The organism is Streptomyces sp. NPDC003379, assembly GCF_053589195.1.
Genome location: NZ_JBSFRK010000040.1, coordinates 1 through 23,231, shown reverse-complemented (window position 1 = coordinate 23,231; position 23,231 = coordinate 1). Strand labels below are relative to the sequence as shown.

The window sequence follows — 23,231 nt, the reverse complement described above, 5'->3', positions numbered from 1 at the left end:
AGGGGTTCCTTTCGCCGTCCGTGTTCCGCGTCAGGGGCATGTGCGGACTCACTCCTCTCCGGTGTCGTCGGCCCGGAGCTTCGCCGTGAGGATGTCCCCGATGTGCGACGACGGCACGGGCTGGAGCATCGTGAAGTGGCTCGCGGCGATCTCGTGCGACTCGACGTCCCCCTCGACGAAGGGCTCCCAGCTCTCGCGGGCGGCCGACGCGGGCCGTTCCGCGGACCGGTCCTCGGCCGCGATGAAGAGCAGCAGATCGCCCCGGAAGCGGCGTGGCGTGTGGTGCGGGGTGAAGCGGCCCATGTTGTCGATCACGTCGCGCATGTTCGACCGGACGCCTTCGTCCATGCCCTCGCCGACGTCCTGGCTCATCGGCATCCGCCGGTCTCCCGGCTTCGGCGTGAACTCGCCGTCCTGGGCGGCCCCGGGTGACACGTCGCGGTAGTCGGCTCCGCCGGTTCCTTCGGGATAGCCGTCGACCACCGCGAGCAGCCGTACCTCCGCGCCCTCCTCTTCGAGGTGGGTGGCGACCGCTTGTGCGATCAGTCCGCCGAGGGACCATCCGAGGAGGTGGTAGGGGCCGGTGGACTGCACGGACCTGATCTGCTCGGCGTAGTCGGCCGCCATCTCCTCCATGCTCTGCGGCATGGGCTCCGGTCCCGCGAGACCGCGCGCCTGTACGCCGTGGACGGGCAGGTCCTGGGGCAGGTGCCGCAGGAGCGCCGCGTAGGCCCAGCTCAGTCCCGTACCGGTGTGGAGGCAGAACAGCGGGGGGCGGCTGCCCGTCGGACGCAGCGGCAGCAGGATCTCCAGGTCGCCGTGGTCCCCGCCGGCGCGGCGGACCGTACGGGCGCCTTGCTTCCCGGCGTCGCTCTTGCCGCGCAGGGCGAGCAGGCCCGTGGCCGTACGCCTCGCCCGCTCGCCGGTACGGAGCATCCGCTGTCCGTCGGCGCCGAAGGGGCAGGCGACGAACCGTTCACCGGTCGGGCCCGGACCGTCCGCGTACCCGCGCGCCAGCGAGGATCCCGCGACGTACAGGTCGCCGGTGCCGCCCGGCGGGACCGGGCGCAGGAAGTCGTCCAGGACGAAGGCCCGGGTGTGGGGCACCGGACTGCCGGCGGGTGCCTGGGCGGGGAGAGGTTCGCCGGGCGCGGTCCTGTGGTCGAGCCACGCCCCGGCGGTCTCGGCCGTGCCGTGGACGCTGATCAGCGCGGCCATCGGGTGGCGGCCCAGCCAGTCCCGGGTCTCGGCCACGGTGGTCGCTCCGGTGTCGTCCACGACCATGACGGCGGCGAACGGCGGTTGACCGGCCGCCGGTCCGGGGACCGTCGGCAGCAGCTCGCCGGCGGTGACGAGCAGCGGTGTGCCGTCCGTCGCCGCTGCCGTCGTCATGTCCCCGCTCACGCCGAGCCGGACGCTGCCGCCCTCGCACAAGGCGGAGAGCAGCGGTGTCAGGAGGGCGGAGACGGGGGCGCGTACGTCGAGCACGGTCATCCCGTGCCCGGTCGGCGAGACGCGCATCCGGTGCGCCACCTGACCGAGCAGCGTGCGGTGCTCGATGACCGCTCCCGCGACGGAACCGACGGTGCCGTCGGGTGCCGTGGTGTTCAGCACGAGCGCCGCCTGTCCGGGCAGCGGCAGCCGCCCGCTCGCCCCGGTCGGGAGGCCCGCGTCGGTCAGGGGATTCGCGCCGTTCAAGGGGTTCGCGCCGTTCAAGGGGTTCCCGCCGTTGACCACGGCCGTCTTCGTGTCGTCGAGCGGCACCATCGGCACCGTGATGCCGTCGGCGAGCAGCGGGGCCATGGCCGCGTCGCAGACCAGCGCGGCCGGGGTGGCCCGGCGCAGGCCGGAGGCGATGTCCTCCATGGGCCGGTTCGGGTCGGCGAAGAGGCAGGCGGCACCGGCCCTGAGCACACCGAGCAGCGCGACGACGAGTCCGGCCGTGGGCGGCAGCGCCACGAGGACCACGTCCTCCGCGCCGACCCCCTGCTCGGTGAGCCGGCGGGCGAGCCGCCCGGCCGCGGCGTCCAGCGCTCCGTGCGTGAGCGGACCGTTCCGGTCCACCACCGCCGGCGCGTCGGGACGCAGTGCGGCCTGCTCGGCGAGGAGTGCGACGACGGTGCCGTCCGACACCTCCGCCGCCGTGTCGTCCGCGGCCTCAAGGACCTGGTGGCGCTCGGCCGGGTCGAGGAAGACGTCCACCTCGCTCAGGTGCAGCCCCGGGTCGGCCGCGACCTGCTCCAGGACGCGGCCGAGCCGCCGCGCGAGCGCGGTGACGGTGGACCGGTCGAACAGCTCGGTCGCGTAGCGGATGGTGCCGTCGACGCCGTTCAGGCTGCCCCCGGACCCGTGCCGCTCGGTGAGGCCGAACACCAGGTCGAGTTCGCCGGCCGGTTCACCCACCGGCAGGCGGGTGGTGCTCAGGCCCGGCAGCTCCGGCGACTCCCACACCTGGGCGGCGTCACTGTGGAGATCGAGCAGGACCTGGAACAGGGGGTGCCGCGTCGCGGAGGGCGGCGGCGACAGGACGTCCACGAGGCGTGCGAACGGTACGTCCGGATTCTGCACCGCCCGCTGGAAGGTGTCCCGTGCCCGCACGAGGAGCTCGCGGAAGGTGGGGTCGCCGGAGACGTCCGTACGCAGGATCATCGGGCCGGCGAAGGGACCCACCAGGCCGTCCAGGTCACCTTCCTCGTCGCGGTGCGGCAGCACGGTGCCGAGGGTGACGTCGGGGCCGGCGCCGAGCGTTGACAGGAGCAGCGTGAGCGCCGCCTGTACGACCGCGAAGAGCGTCGCTCCGTCGGCTTCGGCGGCCTCCATCAGCCGGGCGTGCGTGTCGGTGTCGATGGCCAGCGGCACGGAGCCGGTGCGGTGCGAGGCGACCGGTGGCCGCGGCCTGTCGGCCGGCAGCTCCAGCTCCGCGCCCGCGTCCGCCAGGGCCTTCTTCCAGTAGGAGAACTGCTCGCCGATCAGGCTGTCCGGGTCCTGCTCGTCCTGGAGCATCTCGCGTTCCCAGAGCGCGTAGTCGGCGAACTGCAGGGGCAGCGGGGCGCGTTCGGGGGCCCGTCCCTCCCGTCGTGCCCCGTAGGCCGCCGCCAGGTCGCGGACCAGGACGATCAGTGACGCGTCGTCCGTCGCGATCCGGTGCGCCACCATCAGCAGCACGTGCTCGGTGTCGGAGAGCGCGAACAGGCGGCACGTCCACGGCGTCTCCCGGGTGAGGTCGAACTCGTACCCGGCGTGGTCGGCGAGGAGGCCCGGCAGCTCCTCCTCGGTCGCCGGTGTCACCGGCAGCGCGGGCCGGGCCGCGTCGATGTCCAGGACGTGCTGGTACAGCTCACCGCCCTCGGAGCAGGCGAAGGTCGTACGCAGCATGTCGTGCCGTGCGGCCACGTCGCCGAGGGCCGCCTGAAGTGCCTCGCGGTCCAGTGTGCCGCGCAGGCGCAGCGCGATCGGGGCCCGCCGGACCGCCGAGCCGGGGTTCTCCCGCTCAAGGCGCCAGGTGCGTGTCTGGCTCGCCGTGGCGGGGATCTCGTCGGGGTGGTCGACCGGCCGCAGCTCCGGCAGCTCCTTCGACGTCAGCAGCCTGGCGACGCCGAGGGGGGTGGAGGAGCCGAAGAAGCGCCGCATGCTCAGCTCGATGCCGAACTCCTCGCGGATCCGCGCGGCGAGCCGCATCGCGAGGCCCGAGTCGCCGCCGAGGTCGAAGAAGTTGTCGTCGACGCCCACGCGTTCGAGGTCCAGGATCTCGGCGAACAGCGCGCAGAGGGTCGCCTGCGTCTCGTTCTCCGGTTCCCGTCCCGAGACCCGTCCCGCGAAGTCCGGGACGGGCAGCGCCCTGCGGTTCACCTTGCCGTTGCGTGTGAGCGGCAGCTTCTCCAGGACCACCACCGAGGCGGGGACCATGTACTCCGGCAGGGAGCGGGCCAGGTACGCGCGGACCGCCTCCACGTCCATGTCGACGTTCGTGTCCTTGGCGTTCTCGGCGTCCTTGGCGTCCTTGTCCTTGGCGTCCGGGGTGGTCGGAACGGCGTAGCCGACGAGGCGCTTGTCCCCGGGCCGGTCCTCGCGGAGCACCACCACGGCCTGCCGGACCTCCGGATGGGAGGCGAGCACGGCCTCGATCTCGCCCAGCTCGACACGGAATCCGCGGATCTTGACCTGCTCGTCCGCGCGTCCCACGAACAGCAGCTGCCCGTCGGTCGTCCAGCGGGCCAGGTCCCCGGTCCGGTACATCCGTGCGGCGTCACCGAACGGGCAGGCCACGAACCGCTCGGCGGTCAGGTCGTGGCGCCCGACGTAGCCGCGCGCCACGCCCGGACCCGCGATGTACACCTCGCCGGCGACGCCCGGCGGCACCGGGTGGAGGAAACCGTCGAGGACGTACGTCCCGATGTTGCCCAGCGGGCGGCCGATCGGCGGGGGCCCGTCGTTCGACCTGATCTCCTCGTCCACGGGCCCGGCGGTGGCCATCACGGTCGCCTCGGTGGGGCCGTAGGTGTTCCACACCCGTGCCTGGGGGGTCCAGCGGCTCGCCAGGTCGGCGGTCAGCAGCTCGGCGCCGAGGACCCAGTTGTCCACGCCGGTGACCGCGTCGGGATCCAGCAGGTTCAGCAGCGACGGCACCACGCTCGCCGTGCTGACACCCGAGTCCTGGATCATCTCGGCCAGCGCTCCCGGCTCGGCCCGCTCCTGCCCCGAGGCGATGACCAGTGTGCCGCCGCCCGCCAGGGTGACCGCCACGTCGAGGACCGCCGCGTCGAAGCTGAACGACGCGAACTGCAGAACGGCCACGCCCTCGGCGACGCCCAGTGCGGGCCGCATCACCTCGGCCAGGTTCGCCACGCCGCCGTGCGCCACGGCCACGCCCTTGGGGCGGCCTGTCGAGCCGGAGGTGTAGATGACGTAGGCGAGTTGATGGGGTGTCACGACCGTGCCGAGCGGTTCGGCGGACTCCGCCGCGAGCGCCCGCGCGGTCTCCACCTGGTCGAGCAGGACCGCCCGCGCCGCTCCCAGCGACAGGCCGTCCAGGGTGTCGCCGGAGCCCAGCACGGCCTGCGCGCCGCTGTCGTCGATCACATAGTCAAGACGGTCCGCCGGATACTCCGGGTCCAGCGGCACGAAGGCGCCGCCCGCCTTCCAGACCGCCAGCTCGCCGACGACCATGTCGATTCCGCGCGGCAGGCACAGGCCCACCAGCGACTCACGACGCACACCGCGCCCGGCCAGATAGCGGGCCAGCCGGTTCGCTCGGGCCTCCAACTCCCCGTACGACAGCACGTCGTCGCCGCACCGCACCGCCACCGCGTCCGGCGCACGCTCCGCCCATACCCGGACCAGCTCCGGCACCAGCGCGTCCGGTACCGCCACCGCCGACGCGTTCCACCGCTCGGTCACCAGGGACCGCTCGGCGTCGTCCGAGAGCTCGATCCGGCCGACGGGCAGCCCGGGGTCCGCGGCCATCTGCCGCAGGGCCCGCACCAGGCGGTCGAGCAGGGCGCGGGCGGCCGGCTCCTCGAAGGCGTCCGACCGGTAGGTGAGCCGCATCCGCAGCCCGCCGAGCGGGTCCACCACGAGGCCGAGCGGGTAGTTGATCGACTCGCGCATCGCGGCCTCGGTGAAGTTCAGCCCGGCCGGTGCGGCCTCCCGGGAACCCTCGCCGGACTCCGTCGGCGCGTCCATCCCGGTGGGGAAGCTCTCGAACGCCATGAGGGAGTCGAAGGTCGCTCCCGGTCCGGCGATCCGCTGGATGTCTCCCAGGCTCAGATACTGATGGTCCATCAGAGCCGACTGCCTGGCCTGCGTGTCGGCGAGGACCTCGGCGACGGTCCGCGCCGGTTCGCAGCGCACGCGTACGGGCACGGTGTTGATGAACAGGCCCAGCATGTTCTCCATGCCCGGCAGTTCGGCGGGCCGGCCCGCGACGGACGCGCCGAACACCACGTCCTTGCGCCCCGCCAGCTGGCCGATGACCAGCGCCCACGCGGCCTGGACCACCGTGTTCAGCGTCACGTCGTGGGCGCGGGTCAGCTCGCCGAGCGCGGCGTCCAGCGCCTCGCCCGCGACCGCGAAGACCTCGCCCGACGCGCCGGCCGCCTCGACCGTCGCGCCCGGGGTCACGGGCACGACCAGCGTCGGCTCCTCCGCGCCGGACAGCTCCGTCCCCCACGCTTCCTGCGCCGCCTCCTTGTCCTGGCGCCCCAGCCAGGACAGGAACTCGGAGTAGGGGGTCACCGGAGGCAGGCCGTCGGCGGTGCTCCCGGCTTCGTAGCAGGCCCACAGCTCGCGCCGCAGCACCGGCAACGACCAGCCGTCGAGGACGATGTGATGGAGCGTCACCATCATCCGGTACCGCTCGTGGCCCGTCTTGACGAGCAGCACCTTCAGCAGCGGCGGCTTCTCCAGCTCGAAGCCCTTGTCCCGTTCCTCCGCCCCGATCCGGTCCGACTCCTCCTTGGCCGCGTCCGCGTCGAGTGCCGACAGGTCCTCTTCGCGCCACGGCAGGACGACCCGCTCCATGACGATCTGGACGGCCTGTCCGGACCCCGCCACCTGCCGGAAGCCCACGCGCAGGCTCGCGTGCCGGTCGAGGACCGACTGCCAGGAGGCCCTGAGGACCTCGGCGTCCAGCGGCCCTTCGAGGCCTACGATCATCTGCTCCACGTACACGTCCGGGCCCTCGTCCGCGAACATCGAGTGGAACAGCAGGCCCTCCTGGAGCGGCGAGAGCGGCCAGATGTCCGCCAGGCCCGGCGCCGCCTCCTCCAGCTTCTCGACCTGCGCCTGAGCGAGCGTGACCAGCGGGAAGTCGGAGGGGGTGTGGCCGCCCGCTGCGGGGTCGGCGGCGTGGGTGGCCAGGCCGGTCAGCATCGCCGCCCAGCTCTCGACCAGGGCGCGCGCCGCCGTCTCCGCCAGGAGGTGTTCCGGGCAGGCCAGGCTCAGCGTGAGCCGCGGTCCCTCAGCGAGGTCGTGGACGACGCCGACGACCTCCAGGGGGTGGGTGACCGGGAGCTGTCCGTCCGCCCGCTCCCCCGCCGTCGCCCGGTCGTCGTCCGCCGGGGCACCGGGAACGCGGCCCAGGTAGGTGAAGCCGACCCGGGCGGCGGGCAGGGCCGTGAGCTCCTGGGCGGTCTCGGCGTTGAGGTGGCGCAGCAGGCCGTAGCCGAGTCCGTCGCCCGGCACCGCGCGCAGTTGTTCCTTGACGCGCTTGACGGCTCCGCCTGCGGCCGGGCCGCCGGACCGGATGTCGTCGAGGTCGGCCGTGCCCGCGTCGAGCCGCACCGGGTGGGTGCCGGTGAACCAGCCGACCGTGCGTGACAGGTCCATGCCTTCGGAGAGCGGAACCCGGCCGTGGCCCTCCACGTCGACCAGGAAGCCGCCGGTCGGGTCGTCGCCGTCGGCGTCGCGCCACTGGGCGACCGCCGCGGCCAGGCCGGTCAGGAGTACGTCGTCGATGCCCGCGTGGAACGCCGCGGGGACACCGGTCAGCAGGGCCGACGTCACCTCGGCGGGCACGGTCACCGAGACCCGCCGGACCGTGGCGGCCACGTCGCGCGACGGGTCGGCCGGCACCGCGGTCAGCTGGGGGTCGGGCCCCTGGAGCAGCTGTGTCCACTCGGGCAGCTCCGCCACCCGTGCCGCGCTGCCCGCCTGCTCGGCCAGCGCACGCGCCCAGTGCCGGAACGACGTGGGGACCGGCTCCAGTTCGGGTTTGCGGGCGGCGGCGAGTGCCGCGCACGCCTGCTCCAGGTCGGGCAGCAGGATCCGCCACGACACCGCGTCCATCACGAGGTGGTCGACGACCAGCAGCAGCCGTCCCTCGGTGTCCGGGCCGAGGTCGAGCCAGACCACCTGCAGCATGACGCCGGACCTCGGATCGAGCCGCGCCACCGCCGCCCGCGTCTGCTCGGCGACCGTCCGCGGCAGGTCTTCGGAGGCCACCGCGGTCGCGTCGAAGCGGCGTACGAGCGTTTTGGCGGGCAGCGTGCCGGGTGCGGTGATCAGGAGGCGCCGTTCCGGTTCCGTCTCGAACCGTGCGCGCAGCACGTCGTGGTGGTCCACGACCGCCTGCACGGCGTCGGCCAGGGTGTCGGACCGCAGCCCTGCCGGGGCGGCCACCACGGCGGACTGGACGACGCGGCCCACCATGTCGGGGCCGACGCGTTCGACCAGTTCGTGCATCACCGGCGTCAGCGGCACGTCTCCTACTCCGGAGTCGCCGACGGCGACGGCCGCGCCGTCCGTCGGAACGGCCACCAGTGCCAGGGCCGCCGGGGTGCGCTGCTCGAAGACCTGACGAGCGGTGATCCGGAGGCCGGCGCGCCGGGCTCCGGAGACCAGCATCATCGACAGGATCGAGTCACCGCCGAGGGCGAAGAACGAGTCGTCGGCGCCGACCCGGTCGACGCCGAGCGCCTCGGCGAACACCTCGCACAGGAGCGCCTCGACGGGCGTCTCGGCGTCCCGGCCGCCCGCGACGGCCAGCTCGGGCGCGGGCAGGGCGGTCCGGTCGAGCTTGCCGTTCACGGTGAGCGGCAGGGCGTCGAGTGCGACCACGGTGGCCGGGACCATGTACTCGGGGAGCCGGGCGGCGGCGTACGCGCGCAGCGCTGCGGCGTCGATGCCGCCTTCGCTGTCCGCGCCGCTCGCGCCGTCCGCCGCGTCCTGGGTGGGAACGGCGTAGGCGACCAGGCGCTTGTCGCCGGGGCGGTCCTCGCGCGCGATCACCGCCACCTGGGCCACCGACGCGTGTCCGGCGAGCACCGCCTCGACCTCACCCGGCTCCACGCGGAATCCGCGCAGTTTCACCTGGTCGTCGGCGCGCCCGGCGAACACAAGACGGCCGTCGTCCGTCCACCGGGCCAGGTCCCCGGTCCGGTACATCCGTCCGCCGTCGCCGAACGGGCAGGCCACGAACCGCTCCGCCGTCAGGTCGGGCCGTCCGGTGTAGCCCCGTGCCACGCCGGGCCCGGCGACGTACAGCTCGCCGGTGATCCCGGGCGGCACCGGACGCAGGAAGCCGTCGAGCACGTACGTCCGCATGTTGGCGAGCGGACGCCCGATCGACGGCGGCTCGTCCTGCGCCCCGATGCCGGAGTCCACCGGGCCGACCGTGGCCATCACGGTCGCCTCGGTGGGTCCGTACGTGTTCCACACGTGTGCCCGTGAGCTCCAACGGGCGGCGAGGTCAGCGGTGAGCAGTTCGCCGCCGAGCACCCAGTTCCGTACGCCGGGCACGTCGGCCGGGTCCAGGACGCGCAGCACGGACGGCACGACGCTGGCCGCGTCGACGCCCGCGTCGCGGATCATCCCGGTCAGCGCGGCAGGCTCGGTGCGCTCCTCGGCCGACGCGACGGCCAGGGTGCCGCCGGCCGCCAGGGTGACCGCCACGTCGAGGACGGACCCGTCGAAGCTGAACGACGCGAACTGCAGCATGACGGCGCCCTCGTGGAGGCCGAGCGCCGGGCGCATCGCCTCCGCGAGGTTCGCCACGCCGTGGTGCGCGACGGCCACGCCCTTGGGGTGGCCGGTCGACCCGGAAGTGTAGATGACGTACGCGAGTTGGTCCGGCAGGACGGTCACGCCCAGGGGCTCGGCGGACCGGTCGGCGATGGCCCGCGCGGTCTCCGGCTCGTCGACGCGCACGGCACGCGCCGTTCCGACCGGTACTCCGGTCAGCGACTGGTCGGTGCCGAGCACCACGTCCGCGCCGCTGTCCGCGATCATGTGGCCGAGCCGGTCCGCCGGGTACTCCGGGTCCAGCGGGACGAAGGCCCCGCCCGCCTTCCACACCGCCAGCTCCGCCACGACCATGTCGATGCCGCGCGGCAGGCACAGGCCGACCTTGCGTTCGCGGCCGACGCCGAGACCGGCCAGGTGCCGGGCCAGGCGGTTGGCGCGCGCGTCCATCTCGCCGTACGACACGGCGTCGGCGCCGCACCGTACCGCCACCGTGTCGGGCGAGCCGAGCGCCCACTCCTCGAACGCCGCCACGACGGAGCCCGTCGACACGGCATGGCCGGTGGCGTTCCACCGCTCCACCACCCGCGTCCGCTCGGCGGGGTCCAGGACGTCGATGTCGCCGATCCGCGCCGACGGATCGGCCGCGACGCGCTCCAGGACCCGTAGGAACCGCTGGACGATCGACTCCGCGGTGGCGTGGTCGAACAGGTCCGGCCGGTAGTCCAGCTTGAACCGCATCCGGTCGCCGCCCGGGACGGCGACCAGCGTGAGCGGGTAGTGGGAGGCGTCGCGCGACGCCCCCGCCGGGCTGAGGGAGACGGTGTCGGGGCCGGGGGCGGGCCCGGCGGGCGGCAGCGGGTAGTTCTCGTACAGCACGAGGGTGTCGAAGACGGCCGCGGCCCCCGCGAGCTTCTGGACTTCGGCGAGCCCCACGTGCTGGTGGGCGATGAGTGCGGACTGGCGCTCCTGGAGCCGCGTCAGCATCTGGTCCACCGACTGCCCGCCGTCGAGGCGCACGCGCACCGGCAGCGTGTTGATGAACAGGCCGACCATCGACTCCACACCGGGCAGTTCGGCGGGCCGTCCCGCGACGGTCGCGCCGAACACCACGTCCGTACGCCCCGCGAGCCGCGCCAGGACCAGCGCCCACGCGCCCTGCACCACCGTGTTGAGCGTCAGGCCCTTGCCGCGGGCCAACTCGGCGAGGGAGTCGGTGAGTTCCTTGGGGGCGGACATGTGTACCTGGTCGGGCAGCAGAGGGGTGCGGCCGGGGCCGGCCGGTGCCACGAGCGTCGAGCCGTCGACGCCGGCCAGCTCCGCCCGCCACGCGGCCGAGGCCGCCTCCTTGTCCTGGCGGCCCAGCCAGGCCACGTACTCGCCGTACGGCGCCACGCGTTTGAGCGCGGAGGTGTCGCCGCCCGCCGCGTACGTCGCCGACAGCTCACCCAGCAGGACGGGCATCGACCAGCCGTCCAGCAGGATGTGATGGAGCGTCATGACGAGGCGGTGCCGGTTCTCGCCGAGCCTGACCAGCAGGAGCCGCAGCAGCGGCGGGACCGCGAGGTCGAAGCGCTCCGCCCGCTCCCGCGCCGAGAGCCGGTCGATCTCCGTGAGGGCCTCGGCCTCCGCGAGGCCGGAGACGTCCGCCTCCTGCCAGGGCAGCACGACCTCGCGCGGGATGACCTGCACCATGTGCGCACCGGTGACCGGCCTGAAGCAGGCCCGCAGCGCGGCGTGCCGGGTCAGCAGGGCCTGCCACGAAGCCCGCAGCCGATCCGGGTCCAGGGGGCCGTTGACGTCCACTGCCGACTGCACGGTGTAGACGTCCGGACCCTGGTCGTCGAAGGAGGCGTGGAAGAGCATCCCCTCCTGCAACGGCGAGAGGGGCCACACATCCTCGACGAGGGATCGGGGTCGGGTCATCGTTCTCTCTCCTCACAACGGCTTGTGCCTGACGGTTACGGCTTGTCGCCGGTGAATCCGGCTTCGAGTTCGTCGATCTGGTGTTGTGCGAGGTCGAGGAGGTGGAAGTCGGACGGGGTGTGTCCGCCTGCCGTGGGGTCGGCGGTGTGGGCGGCGAGGCCGTCCAGCATCCTCAGCCAGGTGTCGCCGAGCCGCTGCGCGTCGGCCTCCTCCAGCAGCCGGCTCGCCCAGCTCAGGGTGATCGTCAGTTCGGGCCCGTCGGCGGTGTCCCGGACCACCGCGCCCGCGTCCAGCACATGTGTGGCGGGCATGCCCGGGTCGACCGAGCCGCCGATCGCGGTCTCGCCGGCCAGGTGCCACGGCCCGACCGGGCCCGTGCCGCCGCCCGCCGCGAACCGGCCCAGGTAGTTGAAGCCGATCTGCGCGGTCGGCGCGGCCTGGAGGACCGGTCCCGCCACGGGGTTGAGATGACGCAGCAGCTCGTGACCGAGGCCGTCGCCGGGCACCGCACGAGCCTGTTCCTTGACGGCCTTCACCAAGCTACCGGCAGCCCTGCCACCGGCCATAGCGCCGTCCAACTGCGCACCGCTCACGTCGAGGCGCACCGGTCGCACGCTGGTGAACCAGCCGACCGTCCGCAGCAGATCAACGCCTTCCAGGGGCTCGCGGCCGTGTCCCTCGATGTCGACGAGGAGCCCCGACGCGTTGCCCGGCCGCCAGTGCCCGACGGCGCCCGCCAAGGCCGCGAGGAGCACGTCGTCGACTCCGCAGTGGAAGGCGACGGGGGCCCGGCCCACGAGGGTGGCCGCCTGCTCCTGCGGGACCACCCACGTGCGGTGGAGCAGGGTGCGTACGGTGTCGACATCCCGGTCCAACTCCCGCTGCCCAAGAGTGGGTTGCGGTTTGTCGAGCAGGGCAAGCCAGTCGTCCAGTTCGGCGGCCCGCTCCTCGCCGGTCGCCTGCGCCGCCAGGAGTTCCGCCCAGCGCCGGAACGACGTCCCCACCGGTTCCAGCTCCGGTGCGCGCCCGGCGGCCACCGCCTCGCAGGCGGCCCGCAGGTCCGGCACGAGCACGCGCCAGGACACTCCGTCCACCACCAAGTGGTGCACCACGAGCACGACGCGCCCCGTGCGACCGGCGCCCGCGTCGACCCAGACGGCCCGCGCGAGGGCGCCGGATGCCGGATCGAGGTGCTCCACGGCCTCGCGCGCCGCCCGCCCCGCGATCTCGTCCAGGTCCGCGTCGGTGTCCGCGTGCGCCGCGTCCACGCGTGCGACCAGGCTCCCGGCGTCGACCGATCCCCGCTCGCCGACGATGAGCTTCGGCTCGCCGGGGACCGTGCGGGCCCGCAGCATGTCGTGGGTGTCGAGTACGGCGCCGAGACCGGCCGCCAGTGTCTCAAGGCCGAGCCCGGCGGGGGCGCCGAGGACCATCCACTGCGCGAACCCGGGACGCGCGGCCCGCTCCCCGAGCGCCCGCATCACCGGCGTCCACGGCACCTCGCCGACACCCACGTCGTCGACGGCCGCCTCGGGCTCGGCGGCCTGCGCCACCTGCGCGAGACGTTCGGGGGTCTTCTCCTCGAAGACCTGGCGCGACGTGAGCAGGAGCCCTGCCCTGCGCGCCCGGGACGCGAGCTGCATCGACATGATCGAGTCGCCGCCCAGCTCGAAGAAGCCGTCCGCGACACCGACCGCCTCCAGGCCGAGCACCTCGGCGAACAGGTCGCACAGGACCCGCTCGGTCTCCGTGCGCGGTCCCCCGTCCGTGACCCGCTCGGCGAAGTCGGGGGCGGGCAGCGCGGCCCGGTCCACCTTGCCGTTGGGGGTCAGCGGCAGCCGGTCGAGCGGCACGAACACCGTCGGCACCATGTGGTCCGGCAGTCGCTCGCGCACGTACGCGGGGAGCGCGCCGTCGCTCTGCCGCGGGGAGGCCGCGGCGGTGTACACGACGTACGCGACGAGGCGGCTGCCGTCGGCGTGGTCCTTGCGCGCGACGACCACGGCCTGCACGACGTCGGGGTGACCGGTCAGGACCGCTTCGATCTCGCCGGGCTCGATCCGGTGTCCGCGGACCTTGATCTGGTCGTCGGCTCGGCCGACGAAGAGGAGTTCACCCTCGCTCGTCCACCGCACCACGTCCCCGGTGCGGTACATCCGCTCGCCCGCGCCGAACGGGCAGGCCACGAACCGCTCCGCCGACAGTGCCGCACGCCCCAGATAGCCGCGCGCGAGCCCGGCACCGGCGACGTACAGCTCACCGGCCACGCCGGGCGGCGCGGGCAGCAGGAACTCGTCCAGGACGTACACCCGTACGCCGGTCATCGGCCGGCCCATGGGCACCATGTCGCGGCCCGGTGACAGCGGCTCGCTCATCGCCGCGCAGACCGTCGTCTCCGTGGGTCCGTACGCGTTCACCATCCGCCGCCCCGGTGACCACCGGTCCACGAGTCCCGGCGGGCACGCCTCGCCCGCCACGACCAGGGTCTCCAGCGTCCGGGGCAGTTCCTCCTCGGCCGCGAGGACGCTCGGCGGCACGGTCACATGGCTGGCCCGCGCCCGGCGCACGGCCTCGTCGAGCGACACGCGCGGCGGCAGTCCGTCCGGGTCCGCCACCACCAGTGACGCGCCGGACAGAAGGGCCATGCACAGTTCGGAGACGGCCGCGTCGAAGCTCAGCGACGCGAACTGCAGCACCCGCGAGTCCGCCCGCACGCCGAAGCGGTCGATCTGCGCCCGCGCGAGGTTGCCCAGTCCCGCGTGGGTGACCACGACGCCCTTGGGGGTCCCCGTCGACCCCGATGTGTAGATGACGTACGCGGCGTTGACCGCCCCCAGGCGCACCGGCCGCTCCTCGTCGCGGACCGGGCCGCCCGCGCACCGCCGCACCTCGTCCGCCACGTGCGGGTCGTCCGTCACCACGACCCGGCCGGGGAACCCGGCGGGCACCACGCCCCGCGACTCCTCGGTGCAGACGACCACTGCCGGAGCCGCGTCGGCCAGCACATACGCGATGCGCTCCGCCGGATAGCCCGCGTCCACCGGGACGAACACGCCACCGGCCATCGACACCGCGAGGAGCGACCGCACCATGGCCGCCGACCGCTCCCCGACCACGGCCACCCGGCACTCCGGGCCGACCCCGGCCCGCGCCAGATACCGCGCGAGCCGCCCGGCGTCCTGCGCCAACTCCGCGTACGTCAGCGTCTGGTCGCCCGAGGTGAGCGCCACCGCGTCGGGTGACCGCCGCGCCTGCCGCGCGAACAGCTCGGGCAACGGCTCCGCGCCGGCCGCCGGTCGGCGCGTCCGGTTCCACTCCCGTACGACGAGGTCGCGTCCGGCGGCGGCCACGGCGTCCACCCGGCCCACGGGCGCCGACGGGTCCGCGACCAGCTGTTCGAGGATCCGCACCAGTGACGCGACCAGGCTCTCGGCGCGGGCGCGGTCGCACACGTCCGGCCGGTAGACGAAGTCGCCGTGCATGCGCTCGCCGGGCGACACGACGAAGGTCAGCGGGTAGTGGCCCATGTCCTGCGGGGTCCCGTCGGGGCGGATGCGCAGGGAGCCGGGGGCCTTCGCCGCGGAGGGAGGGTGGGGATAGTTCTCGTAGACGACGAGCGTGTCGAAGGCCGCGCCGGGCCCCGCGAGTTGGTAGATGTCGGACAGCCCCATGTGCTGATGGGCCATCAACGCAACCTGGCGTTCCTGCAGTTCGGCGAGCATCTCGGCGACCGGCTGTCCGGCCTTCAGGGGCACGCGTACGGGCAGGGTGTTGATGAACAGGCCGATCGCGGACTCCGCGCCGGGCAGATCCGGGGGCCGGCCCGCCACGGTGGCACCGAACACCACGTCCGTACGCCCGGCCAGCCGCGCCAGGAGCAGCGCCCACGCGCCCTGCACCACGGTGTTGACCGTGAGGCCGTGGCTGCGGGCCAGCGCCGCGACGCCGTGCGACACGTCCTCGGAGAACGCGAACCGGATCCGGTCCGGTACCACCGGCACCCGCACGGAGTCCGCGGGCACCACCAGCGTCGGCTCGTCGAGGCCGGCCAGCTCCGCCCGCCAGGCGTCCCGAGCCACCTCCTTGTCCTGCCGGCGCAGCCACGCCAGGTAGTCCCGGTAGGACGTCACCGACGGCGGGTTCGGCTGAGGGGCCCGCGCGTCGTCACCGGCGGTGTGCGCCTCGTACGCCGCCTGGAGGTCTCCGATGAGGACCGGCAGGGACCAGCCGTCCATCGTGATGTGGTGGCTCGTGATGACCAGTCGGTGCAGCTTCTCGCCGAGGCGGATGAGGAGCAGCCGCAGCAGCGGGGCCCGCGTCACGTCGATGCGTTCCGCCCGCTCGTCCTCGGCCAGGCGCCGGGCCTCGGCCAGTGCCGCGTCCGGCGTGAGACCGCTCACATCGGCCTCCCGCCAGGGCAGTTCGACGTCCCGCGCCACGACCTGCACGGCTTCGCCCGACGCGAGGCGATGGAAACTCGCCCGCAGGATCGGATGCCTGCGCAGGACCGTCTCCCATGCCGCGCGCAGCCCGCCCGCGTCCAGCGCCCCTTCCAGGGCCAGGGACCGCTGGCCCTCGTAGACGTCCGGCGCGGCCTCGTCGAAGGTGGCGTGGAAGAGCATGCCTTCCTGTAGCGGCGACAGCGGCCATACGTCGGTCAGGCTCGGGACCGTCGACTCCAGCTCCTCGACGCCGTCCTGCGACAGGGTGTCCAGGAGGGGGAAGTCGGAGGGGGTGTGGCCGCCGGTGCCGGGTTCGGCGGTGTGCGCGGCCAGGCCGCCGAGCAGCGCGGTCCAGGTCCGGCCCAGCTGCTCGGCGTCGGCCTCCGTCACCAGCAGGCCGGGCCGGCTCAGGGTGATCGTCAGCTCGGGTCCCTCCGGGGTGTCCCGCACCGCCGCCACCGCTTCGACGACGTGGGTGGCGGGCATGTCGGGGTCGACGGAGCCGCCGATCGCGGTCTCGCCGGCCGGCTGCCACGGGGCGGCCTCAGCGGGGTTGGTGTCAGTGCCGCTGCCGGCGGGGAAGCGGCCGAGGTAGTTGAAGCCGATCTGCGGGGTGGGCGCGGCTTCGAGGGCGGGGCCGGTTTCGGGGTTGAGGTGGCGCAGCAGTCCGTGGCCGAGGCCGTCGCCGGGCACCGCACGTGCCTGCTCCTTGACCGCCTTCAGCAGCGCACCGGCGGCGGGGCCACCGGCCTGCGCCTGGGCGAGATCCACTCCCGTCGTGCTCAGTCTCACCGGGCGGGCGCTGGTGAACCAGCCCACCGTGCGCGACAGGTCCACGCCGTCCAGCGGCTCCCGGCCGTGCCCTTCGATGTCGACCAGGAGCGCTGAGGCGGCACTCGGCCGCCACAGCGCGATTGCGCCCGCCAGCGCGGCCAGCAGTACGTCGTCCACGCCGCAGTGGAAGGCGGCCGGGGCCCGGCCCACCAGCGCGGCCGCCTGCTCCGGCGGCACCACCCACGACGTGCGCCGCAGGGTCCGCGCGGTGTCCACCTCGGGGTCCAACGGGCGACGCGCCAAAGGCGCTTGTCCCTCTCCCAGCAGGGCCAGCCAGTCGTCCATTTCGGTGACCCGCTGCTCGTCGGTGGCCTGCGCGGACAGCAGCTCCGCCCAGCGGCGGAATGACGTGCCCACCGGGTCGAGCACCGGGTCGCGTCCGGCGGCCACCGCGTCGCACGCGGCCCGGAGGTCGGGGAGCAGGACCCGCCAGGACACTCCGTCCACGGCCAAGTGGTGGGCGACCAGGACCAGTTGACCTGGCCGGTCCGGTCCGGCGTCCACCCACACCGCGCGCACCATCACGCCGGAGGCCGGGTCGAGGCGCCCCGCGGCCTCCCGCGCAGCCCGCTCCGCGACTTCGGCGACCTCGCCGGCCGCCGCTTCGACACGGGACACCAGCGCCGACGCGTCCACCGACCCCGGTTCGCCGACGATCAGCTTCGGCTCGCCGGGGACCGTGCGGGCCCGCAGCATGTCGTGGGTGTCGAGTACGGCGCCGAGACCGGCCGCCAGTGTCTCAAGGCCGAGCCCGGCGGGAGCGCCGAGGACCATCCACTGCGCGAACCCGGCGCCCGTGGCGCGGTCGCCGAACGCCCGCATCACCGGCGTCCACGGCACCTCGCCGACACCCACGTCGACCGTCGCGGCCTCCTGACCGACCGCCGCCACGACCTGCGCGAGCCGCTCCGGTGTCTTCTCCTCGAAGACCTGCCGGGGCGTCAGTACCAGGCCCGCCTGCCGCGCCCGCGAGGCGAGCTGCATGGAGCTGATCGAGTCGCCGCCCAGCTCGAAGAAGCCGTCCTCCGCGCCGACCTGCTCCAGGCCGAGCACCTCGGCGAAGAGGGCGCACAGGGTCCGCTCGGTCTCGGTGCGCGGCTCGCGTCCGGAGACCCGGGCGGCGAAGTCGGGCGCGGGAAGCGCGCCGCGGTCCACCTTGCCGTTGACGGTCAGCGGCAGCGCGTCCAGGCAGACGACTGCCGCCGGGACCATGTACTCCGGCAACCGGTTGGTGACGTACGCACGTAGCTGCCTCGGATCGACGTCCTGCACGTCCGCGTCCGCGTCTGGGTCCACGTCCGTGTCCGTGTCCGCGACCGTGTTCGTGTCCGCGACCACGTAGCCGATCAGCCGCTTGTCGCCGGGGCCGTCCTGACGGGCGACCACCACGGCCTGGGCGACCGCCGGGTGTGCGGCCAGGACCGCCTCGACCTCGCCCAGCTCCACGCGGAAGCCGCGGACCTTGACCTGCTCGTCCGCCCGCCCGGCGAACAGCAGCTGTCCGTCGGGCGTCCACCGGGCCAGGTCGCCCGTGCGGTACATCCGGCCCGTGCCGCCGCCCGGGGTGCGGAAGGGGCTGGCCACGAACCGCTGTGCCGTCAGGTCCGGCCGGTGGAGGTACCCGCGCGCCAAGCCGGGACCGACGACGTACAGTTCGCCGACCGTGCCGGGGGCGACCGGTTGCAGGAAGTCGTCCAGAACGTAGGCCCGGCTGTTGATCAGCGGACGGCCGACGGGCACGGGGCCTTCCGCCGCGTGACCCTTCCCCGCATGGCTCTTCGCCGCACGGCGCAGCGGCTCGCTCATCGCGGCGCAGACGGTCACCTCCGTCGGGCCGTACGCGTTGACGAGGCGGCGGTCCGACCAGCGCTCGGCCAGCCACGGCGGGCACTCCTCACCGGCCACGATCAGCGTTTCCACGGCGTCCGGCAGCGCGTCCACCGTCGCGAGGACCGACGGCGGCACCGTCATGTGCGTCACCCCGAACTCGGCGGCGACGTCCGCGAGCGAGCCGTGCGGGGGCAGCCTGTCCCCGGCCGCCACCACGAGTGCCGCGCCCGAGAGAAGCGCCATGCACATCTCGGAGACCGCGGCGTCGAAGCTCCAGGACGCCAGTTGCAGGACGCGCGAGTCCGCTCGTACGGCGAACCGCTCGATCTGACCGGTTGCCAGATTGCCGATGCCGCCGTGGGTGACCACGACGCCCTTCGGTGCTCCCGTCGAACCGGACGTGTAGATCACATACGCCGGGTCGGCGACGCGACTCCTGCCGTTGTCGGCCTGGTGGGTCCATTTCGTGAGGGCGGGGGGTGCGGGGGGTGCCGTGGGCGTGGTGGGTACGGGGGGTGCCGTGGGCGCGGCGGGCGCGGCGGGCGCAGTCGGCACGACAGGTGCGGCGGGCGCGGCAGGCGCGGCGGGCGCAGTGGGCGCGGCAGGCACGGCAGGCACGGCGGGCGCAGTGGGCACGGCGGGCGCGGCAGGCACGGCGGGCGCAGTGGGCACGGCGGGCGTCTCGGGCGCAGTGGGCGCGGCAGGCACGGCGGGCGCGGCAGGCACGGCGGGCGCAGTGGGCACGGCGGGCGTCTCGGGCGCAGTGGGCACGACAGGTGCGGCGGGCGCAGCGGGCGTGGCGGGCGCAGTCGGCACGACAGGTGCGGCGGGCGCGGCAAGTGCGGCAGGCGCGGTGGGCGCAGTGGGCGCAGTCGGCACGACAGGTGCAGCAGGCGCAGTGGGCGTGGCGGGCACGGCAGGTGCAGCGGGCGCAGTGGACGCGGCGGGCACGGTCGGCGCAGTCGGCAGGGTGGGTACGGCGGACGCGGTCGGCACAGTCGGTGCCGTCGGCGCAGTCGGCGCAGTCGGCGCGGTGGGTGCCGTGAGTGTCTCGGGGGCGTCGTGTAGCCACCGGGGCACGCCCGCCGGGATCGCCCGTTCGGTCGTGGCCGTGCAGACCACGAGCGCGGGGGCGGCGTCGGCCAGCACGTGTGCGATCCGCTCCGCGGGATACGCCGGGTCCACCGGCACGAAGGCCGCTCCGGCCTTGGCCACGCCCAGCAGGACCGCGACCACGTCGGCCGAGCGTTCCATCACGACGCCGACCAGGTCCCCGCGGCGCACTCCGCGCCCCAGCAACTCGTACGCCACGCGGTCGGCGGCCCGGTCCAGCTCGGCGTACGACCACCGCCGGTCCGCCGCGAGCACGGCCATCGCGTCCGGGGAGCGGCGCGCCTGCGCCTCGAACAGTTCCGCCAGCGTGCCGGTGGGAACGGGCCGGTCGGTGGCGTTCCACCGCTCGACCACCGAGCTGCGCTCGGCCGTCTCCAGCACGTCGATGTCGCCGACCCTGAGCGCGGGGTCGGCCACGAGCCGGTCCAGGACGCGCGCCAGCTGCCTGCCGATCTGGAGGACCCTCCGCTCGTCGAACACGTCCGGCCGGTAGGTCAGACGGACTCCGAGACGGTCGTCGGGGACGACGCCGACGGCCAGCGGATAGTGGGTCCCGAGCCGGCTGCCCACCTGGGCGATCGCGACTCCCCCACCGTCCTCCTGGACGGAGCCGGACCCGGAGCCGGAGCCGGAGAGCAGCGGCGCGTTCCGCGGGTAGTTCTCGAACATCAGCATGGTGTCGAAGGTCGCGCCCGCCCCGCCGACGCCCTGGATCTCGGTCAGACCGGTGTGCTGATGCGCCATCAACGCGGTCTGGCGCTCCTGAAGCCGCGTCAGCATGGCGAGCACCGGCTCCCGGGCGTCGAGTCGTACCCGCACCGGCAGGGTGTTGATGAACAGGCCGATCATCGACTCGACGCCGGGGATCTCGGGGGGCCGCCCGGCCACGGTGGTGCCGAAGACCACGTCCGTGCGCCGGGCGAGGCGCGCGAGGACCAGCGCCCACGCGCCCTGGAGGACCGTGTTCACGGTCAGGCCGTGGGCGCGGGCGAGTTCGGTGACGGCGCGCGTCGTCTTCCTGGAGAGGCGCAGCGAGCGTTCCTCGGGCAGGACGAGCGCGCCGCCCAGGTCCGCCGGGGCGACGAGGGTCGGCTCGTCGGCCCCCGCGAGCTCGGCCCGCCAGGCGTCGCGGGCGGCCTCCTTGTCCTGCCGGTCGAGCCACGCCAGGTAGTCCCCGTACGAGGCCGCCCGCGTAGGCACGGAGGCGCCGCCGTCGGCCACGTACGCCTCGGACACCTCGTTGAGCAGGACCGGTGTCGACCAGCCGTCCGCCACGATGTGGTGGCTGGTGACGACCAGGTGGTGCCGCTCCTTGCCGAGGCGGATCAGGAGCAGCCGCAGGAGCGGCGCCGCCGACAGGTCGAGGCGCTCCGCCGCATCGCACGCGGCGAGCCGCTCCGCCTCGGCAACGGCCTCCGCCTCCGTACGGTCCGACAGGTCGACCTCGCGCCACGGGAGTTCCACGTCGCGCGCCACGACCTGCACGGCCTCACCCGAGGACAGTCGGTGGAAGCTCGCCCGCAGCGCGTCGTGCCGCGCCAGCAGCCGCTGCCACGACGCGCGCAGCCGGTCCGCGTCCAGCGGCCCGTCCACGGCGAGCACGCGTTGGCTCTGGTACGCGTCCGGGACCTCGCCGTCGAAGGTAGCGTGGAACAGCATGCCTTCCTGTAGCGGTGACAACGGCCATACGTCGGTCAAGCCGGGGACCGTCGACTCCAACCGTTCGACGCTGTTCCCCGTCAGGCCGTTCACGAGCGGGAAGTCGGAGGGCGTGTGTCCGCCGGCGCCGGGGGCCGTGGTGTGCGCGGCCAGCCCGCCGAGCATCGCCACCCAGTCACTGCCGAGCTGCTCGACCTGCGCTTCCTCCAGCAGGTGGCCGGGCCAGCTCAGCCTGATCTCCAGTTCGGGGCCGTCCGCCGTGTCCCGGACGGTGACGTTCGCTTCCAGGGCGTGCGGCAGGGGCATGTCGGGGTCGACGGAGCCGCCGATCGCGGTCTCACCGGCTGTCTGCCAGGGGGCGGCCTCAGCGGGGTTGGTGGGGGCGCCGCTGCCGGCGGGGAAGCGGCCGAGGTAGTTGAAGCCGATCTGCGGGGTGGGCGCGGCTTCGAGGGCCGGGCCGGTGTCGGGGTTGAGGTGGCGCAGCAGTCCGTGACCGAGGCCGTCGCCGGGCACCGCGCGCGCCTGCTCCTTGACCGCCTTCAGCAGCGCACCGGCGGCGGGGCCACCGATCAGTGCCTGGGCGAGATCCACCCCTGTCGTGCTCAATCGAACGGGGCGGGCACTGGTGAACCAGCCCACCGTGCGCGACAGATCCACACCATCCAGCGGCTCCCGGCCGTGCCCTTCGATGTCGACCAGCACATCAGCGTGGGCGTCGGTGCCAATTCCGATGTCGGTGTCGGCGTCTGTGTCGGCGTCTGTGTCGGTACCCGTGTCGGTGGCTTTGTGGCGGCGCGCGACCGCACCCGCCAGGGTCGAGAGCAGGATGTCGTCGACGCCGCAGTGGTACGCGGTCGGCGTCCGGCCCACCAGCGTGGCCGCCTGCTCCGGCGGCACCACCCAGGACCGCTGGCGCAGGGTCCGAGCGGTGTCGACCGCCGGGTCCAACGCCCTTTCTCCCAGGGGCGTTTGCCCTTCACCGACAAGCGCCAGCCAGTCCGCCAGCTCGCCGCCCTGCTGCTCGCCGGTCGCCTGCGCGGACAGCAGCTCCGCCCAGCGGCGGAACGACGTCCCCACCGGTTCCAGCCGCGGCCTGCGCCCGGTGGCCGCCGCCTCGCACGCGGCCCGCAGGTCCGGCACAAGCACCCGCCAGGACACCCCGTCCACCACCAAGTGGTGTGCCACGAACACCAGTCGTCCCACTCGCCCCGGCCCGGCGTCCACCCACACCGCCCGGGTCATCACCCCGGAGGCCGGGTCGAGCCTCTCCGAGGCGTCCTGTGCCGCCCGTCCCGCGATCTCGTCCAAGGCGTCGTCCGACGCGTGCACCGCGTCCACGCGCGAGACCAGCTCGCCCGCATCGACCGAACCTCGTCCGCCCACCCGGAACTTCGGCTCGCCGGGGATCGTGCGGGCCCGCAGCATGTCGTGGGTGTCGAGTACGGCATCAAGTCCGGCCGTCAGCACATCGATCCCGAGCCCGGCCGGAGCACCGACCACCACCCACTGCGCGAACCCTGGCCGCGCGGCCCACTCGCCCAGCGCCCGCATCACCGGCGTCCAGTTCACTTCCCCCACGCCGACATCGCGCTTCGTAGCCGCCTCCCCGGCGACCTCCGCCACCGTGGCAAGGCGCTCCGGGGTCTTCTCCTCGAAGACCTGCCGGGGTGTCACCACCAGACCGGAACGGCGGGCCCGCGAGGCCAGTTGCATGGAGCTGATGGAGTCACCGCCCAGCTCGAAGAAGCCGTCCTCGACACCGACACGGTCAAGCCCGAGAACCTCGGCGAACACATCACACAAGACCCGCTCGGCCTCCGTGCGCGGCTCCCGCCCGGTCGTCCGGGCGGCGAAGTCCGGCGCGGGAAGCCCGCCACGGTCCACCTTGCCGTTCACGGTCAGCGGCAGCGCATCCAGGACGAGTATCGCCGCGGGAACCATGTACTCCGGCAACCGGTCCGCCACATA

Annotated in this window: 1 protein-coding gene and 1 pseudogene; both read right to left on the bottom strand. The window is 74.0% G+C overall.

From position 1 onward, the window contains the following. Positions 1-48 precede the first annotated feature (48 nt). Positions 49-11,385 carry an amino acid adenylation domain-containing protein gene (locus tag ACWDVB_RS30850; RefSeq protein WP_451517749.1) on the bottom strand — a complete coding sequence of 3,779 codons (11,337 nt, stop codon included), beginning with the start codon at positions 11,383-11,385 and terminating at the stop codon, positions 49-51. Between the two features lie 35 nt (positions 11,386-11,420). After that, positions 11,421-23,204: pseudogene (locus tag ACWDVB_RS30845) on the bottom strand (amino acid adenylation domain-containing protein); the annotation flags it as partial. Positions 23,205-23,231: the final 27 nt, after the last annotated feature.

Coding starts and splice junctions, on each gene's coding strand:
- ACWDVB_RS30850 (WP_451517749.1), bottom strand. CDS start 11,385: ATGACCCGACCCCGATCCCTCGTCGAGGATGTGTGGCCCCTCTCGCCG.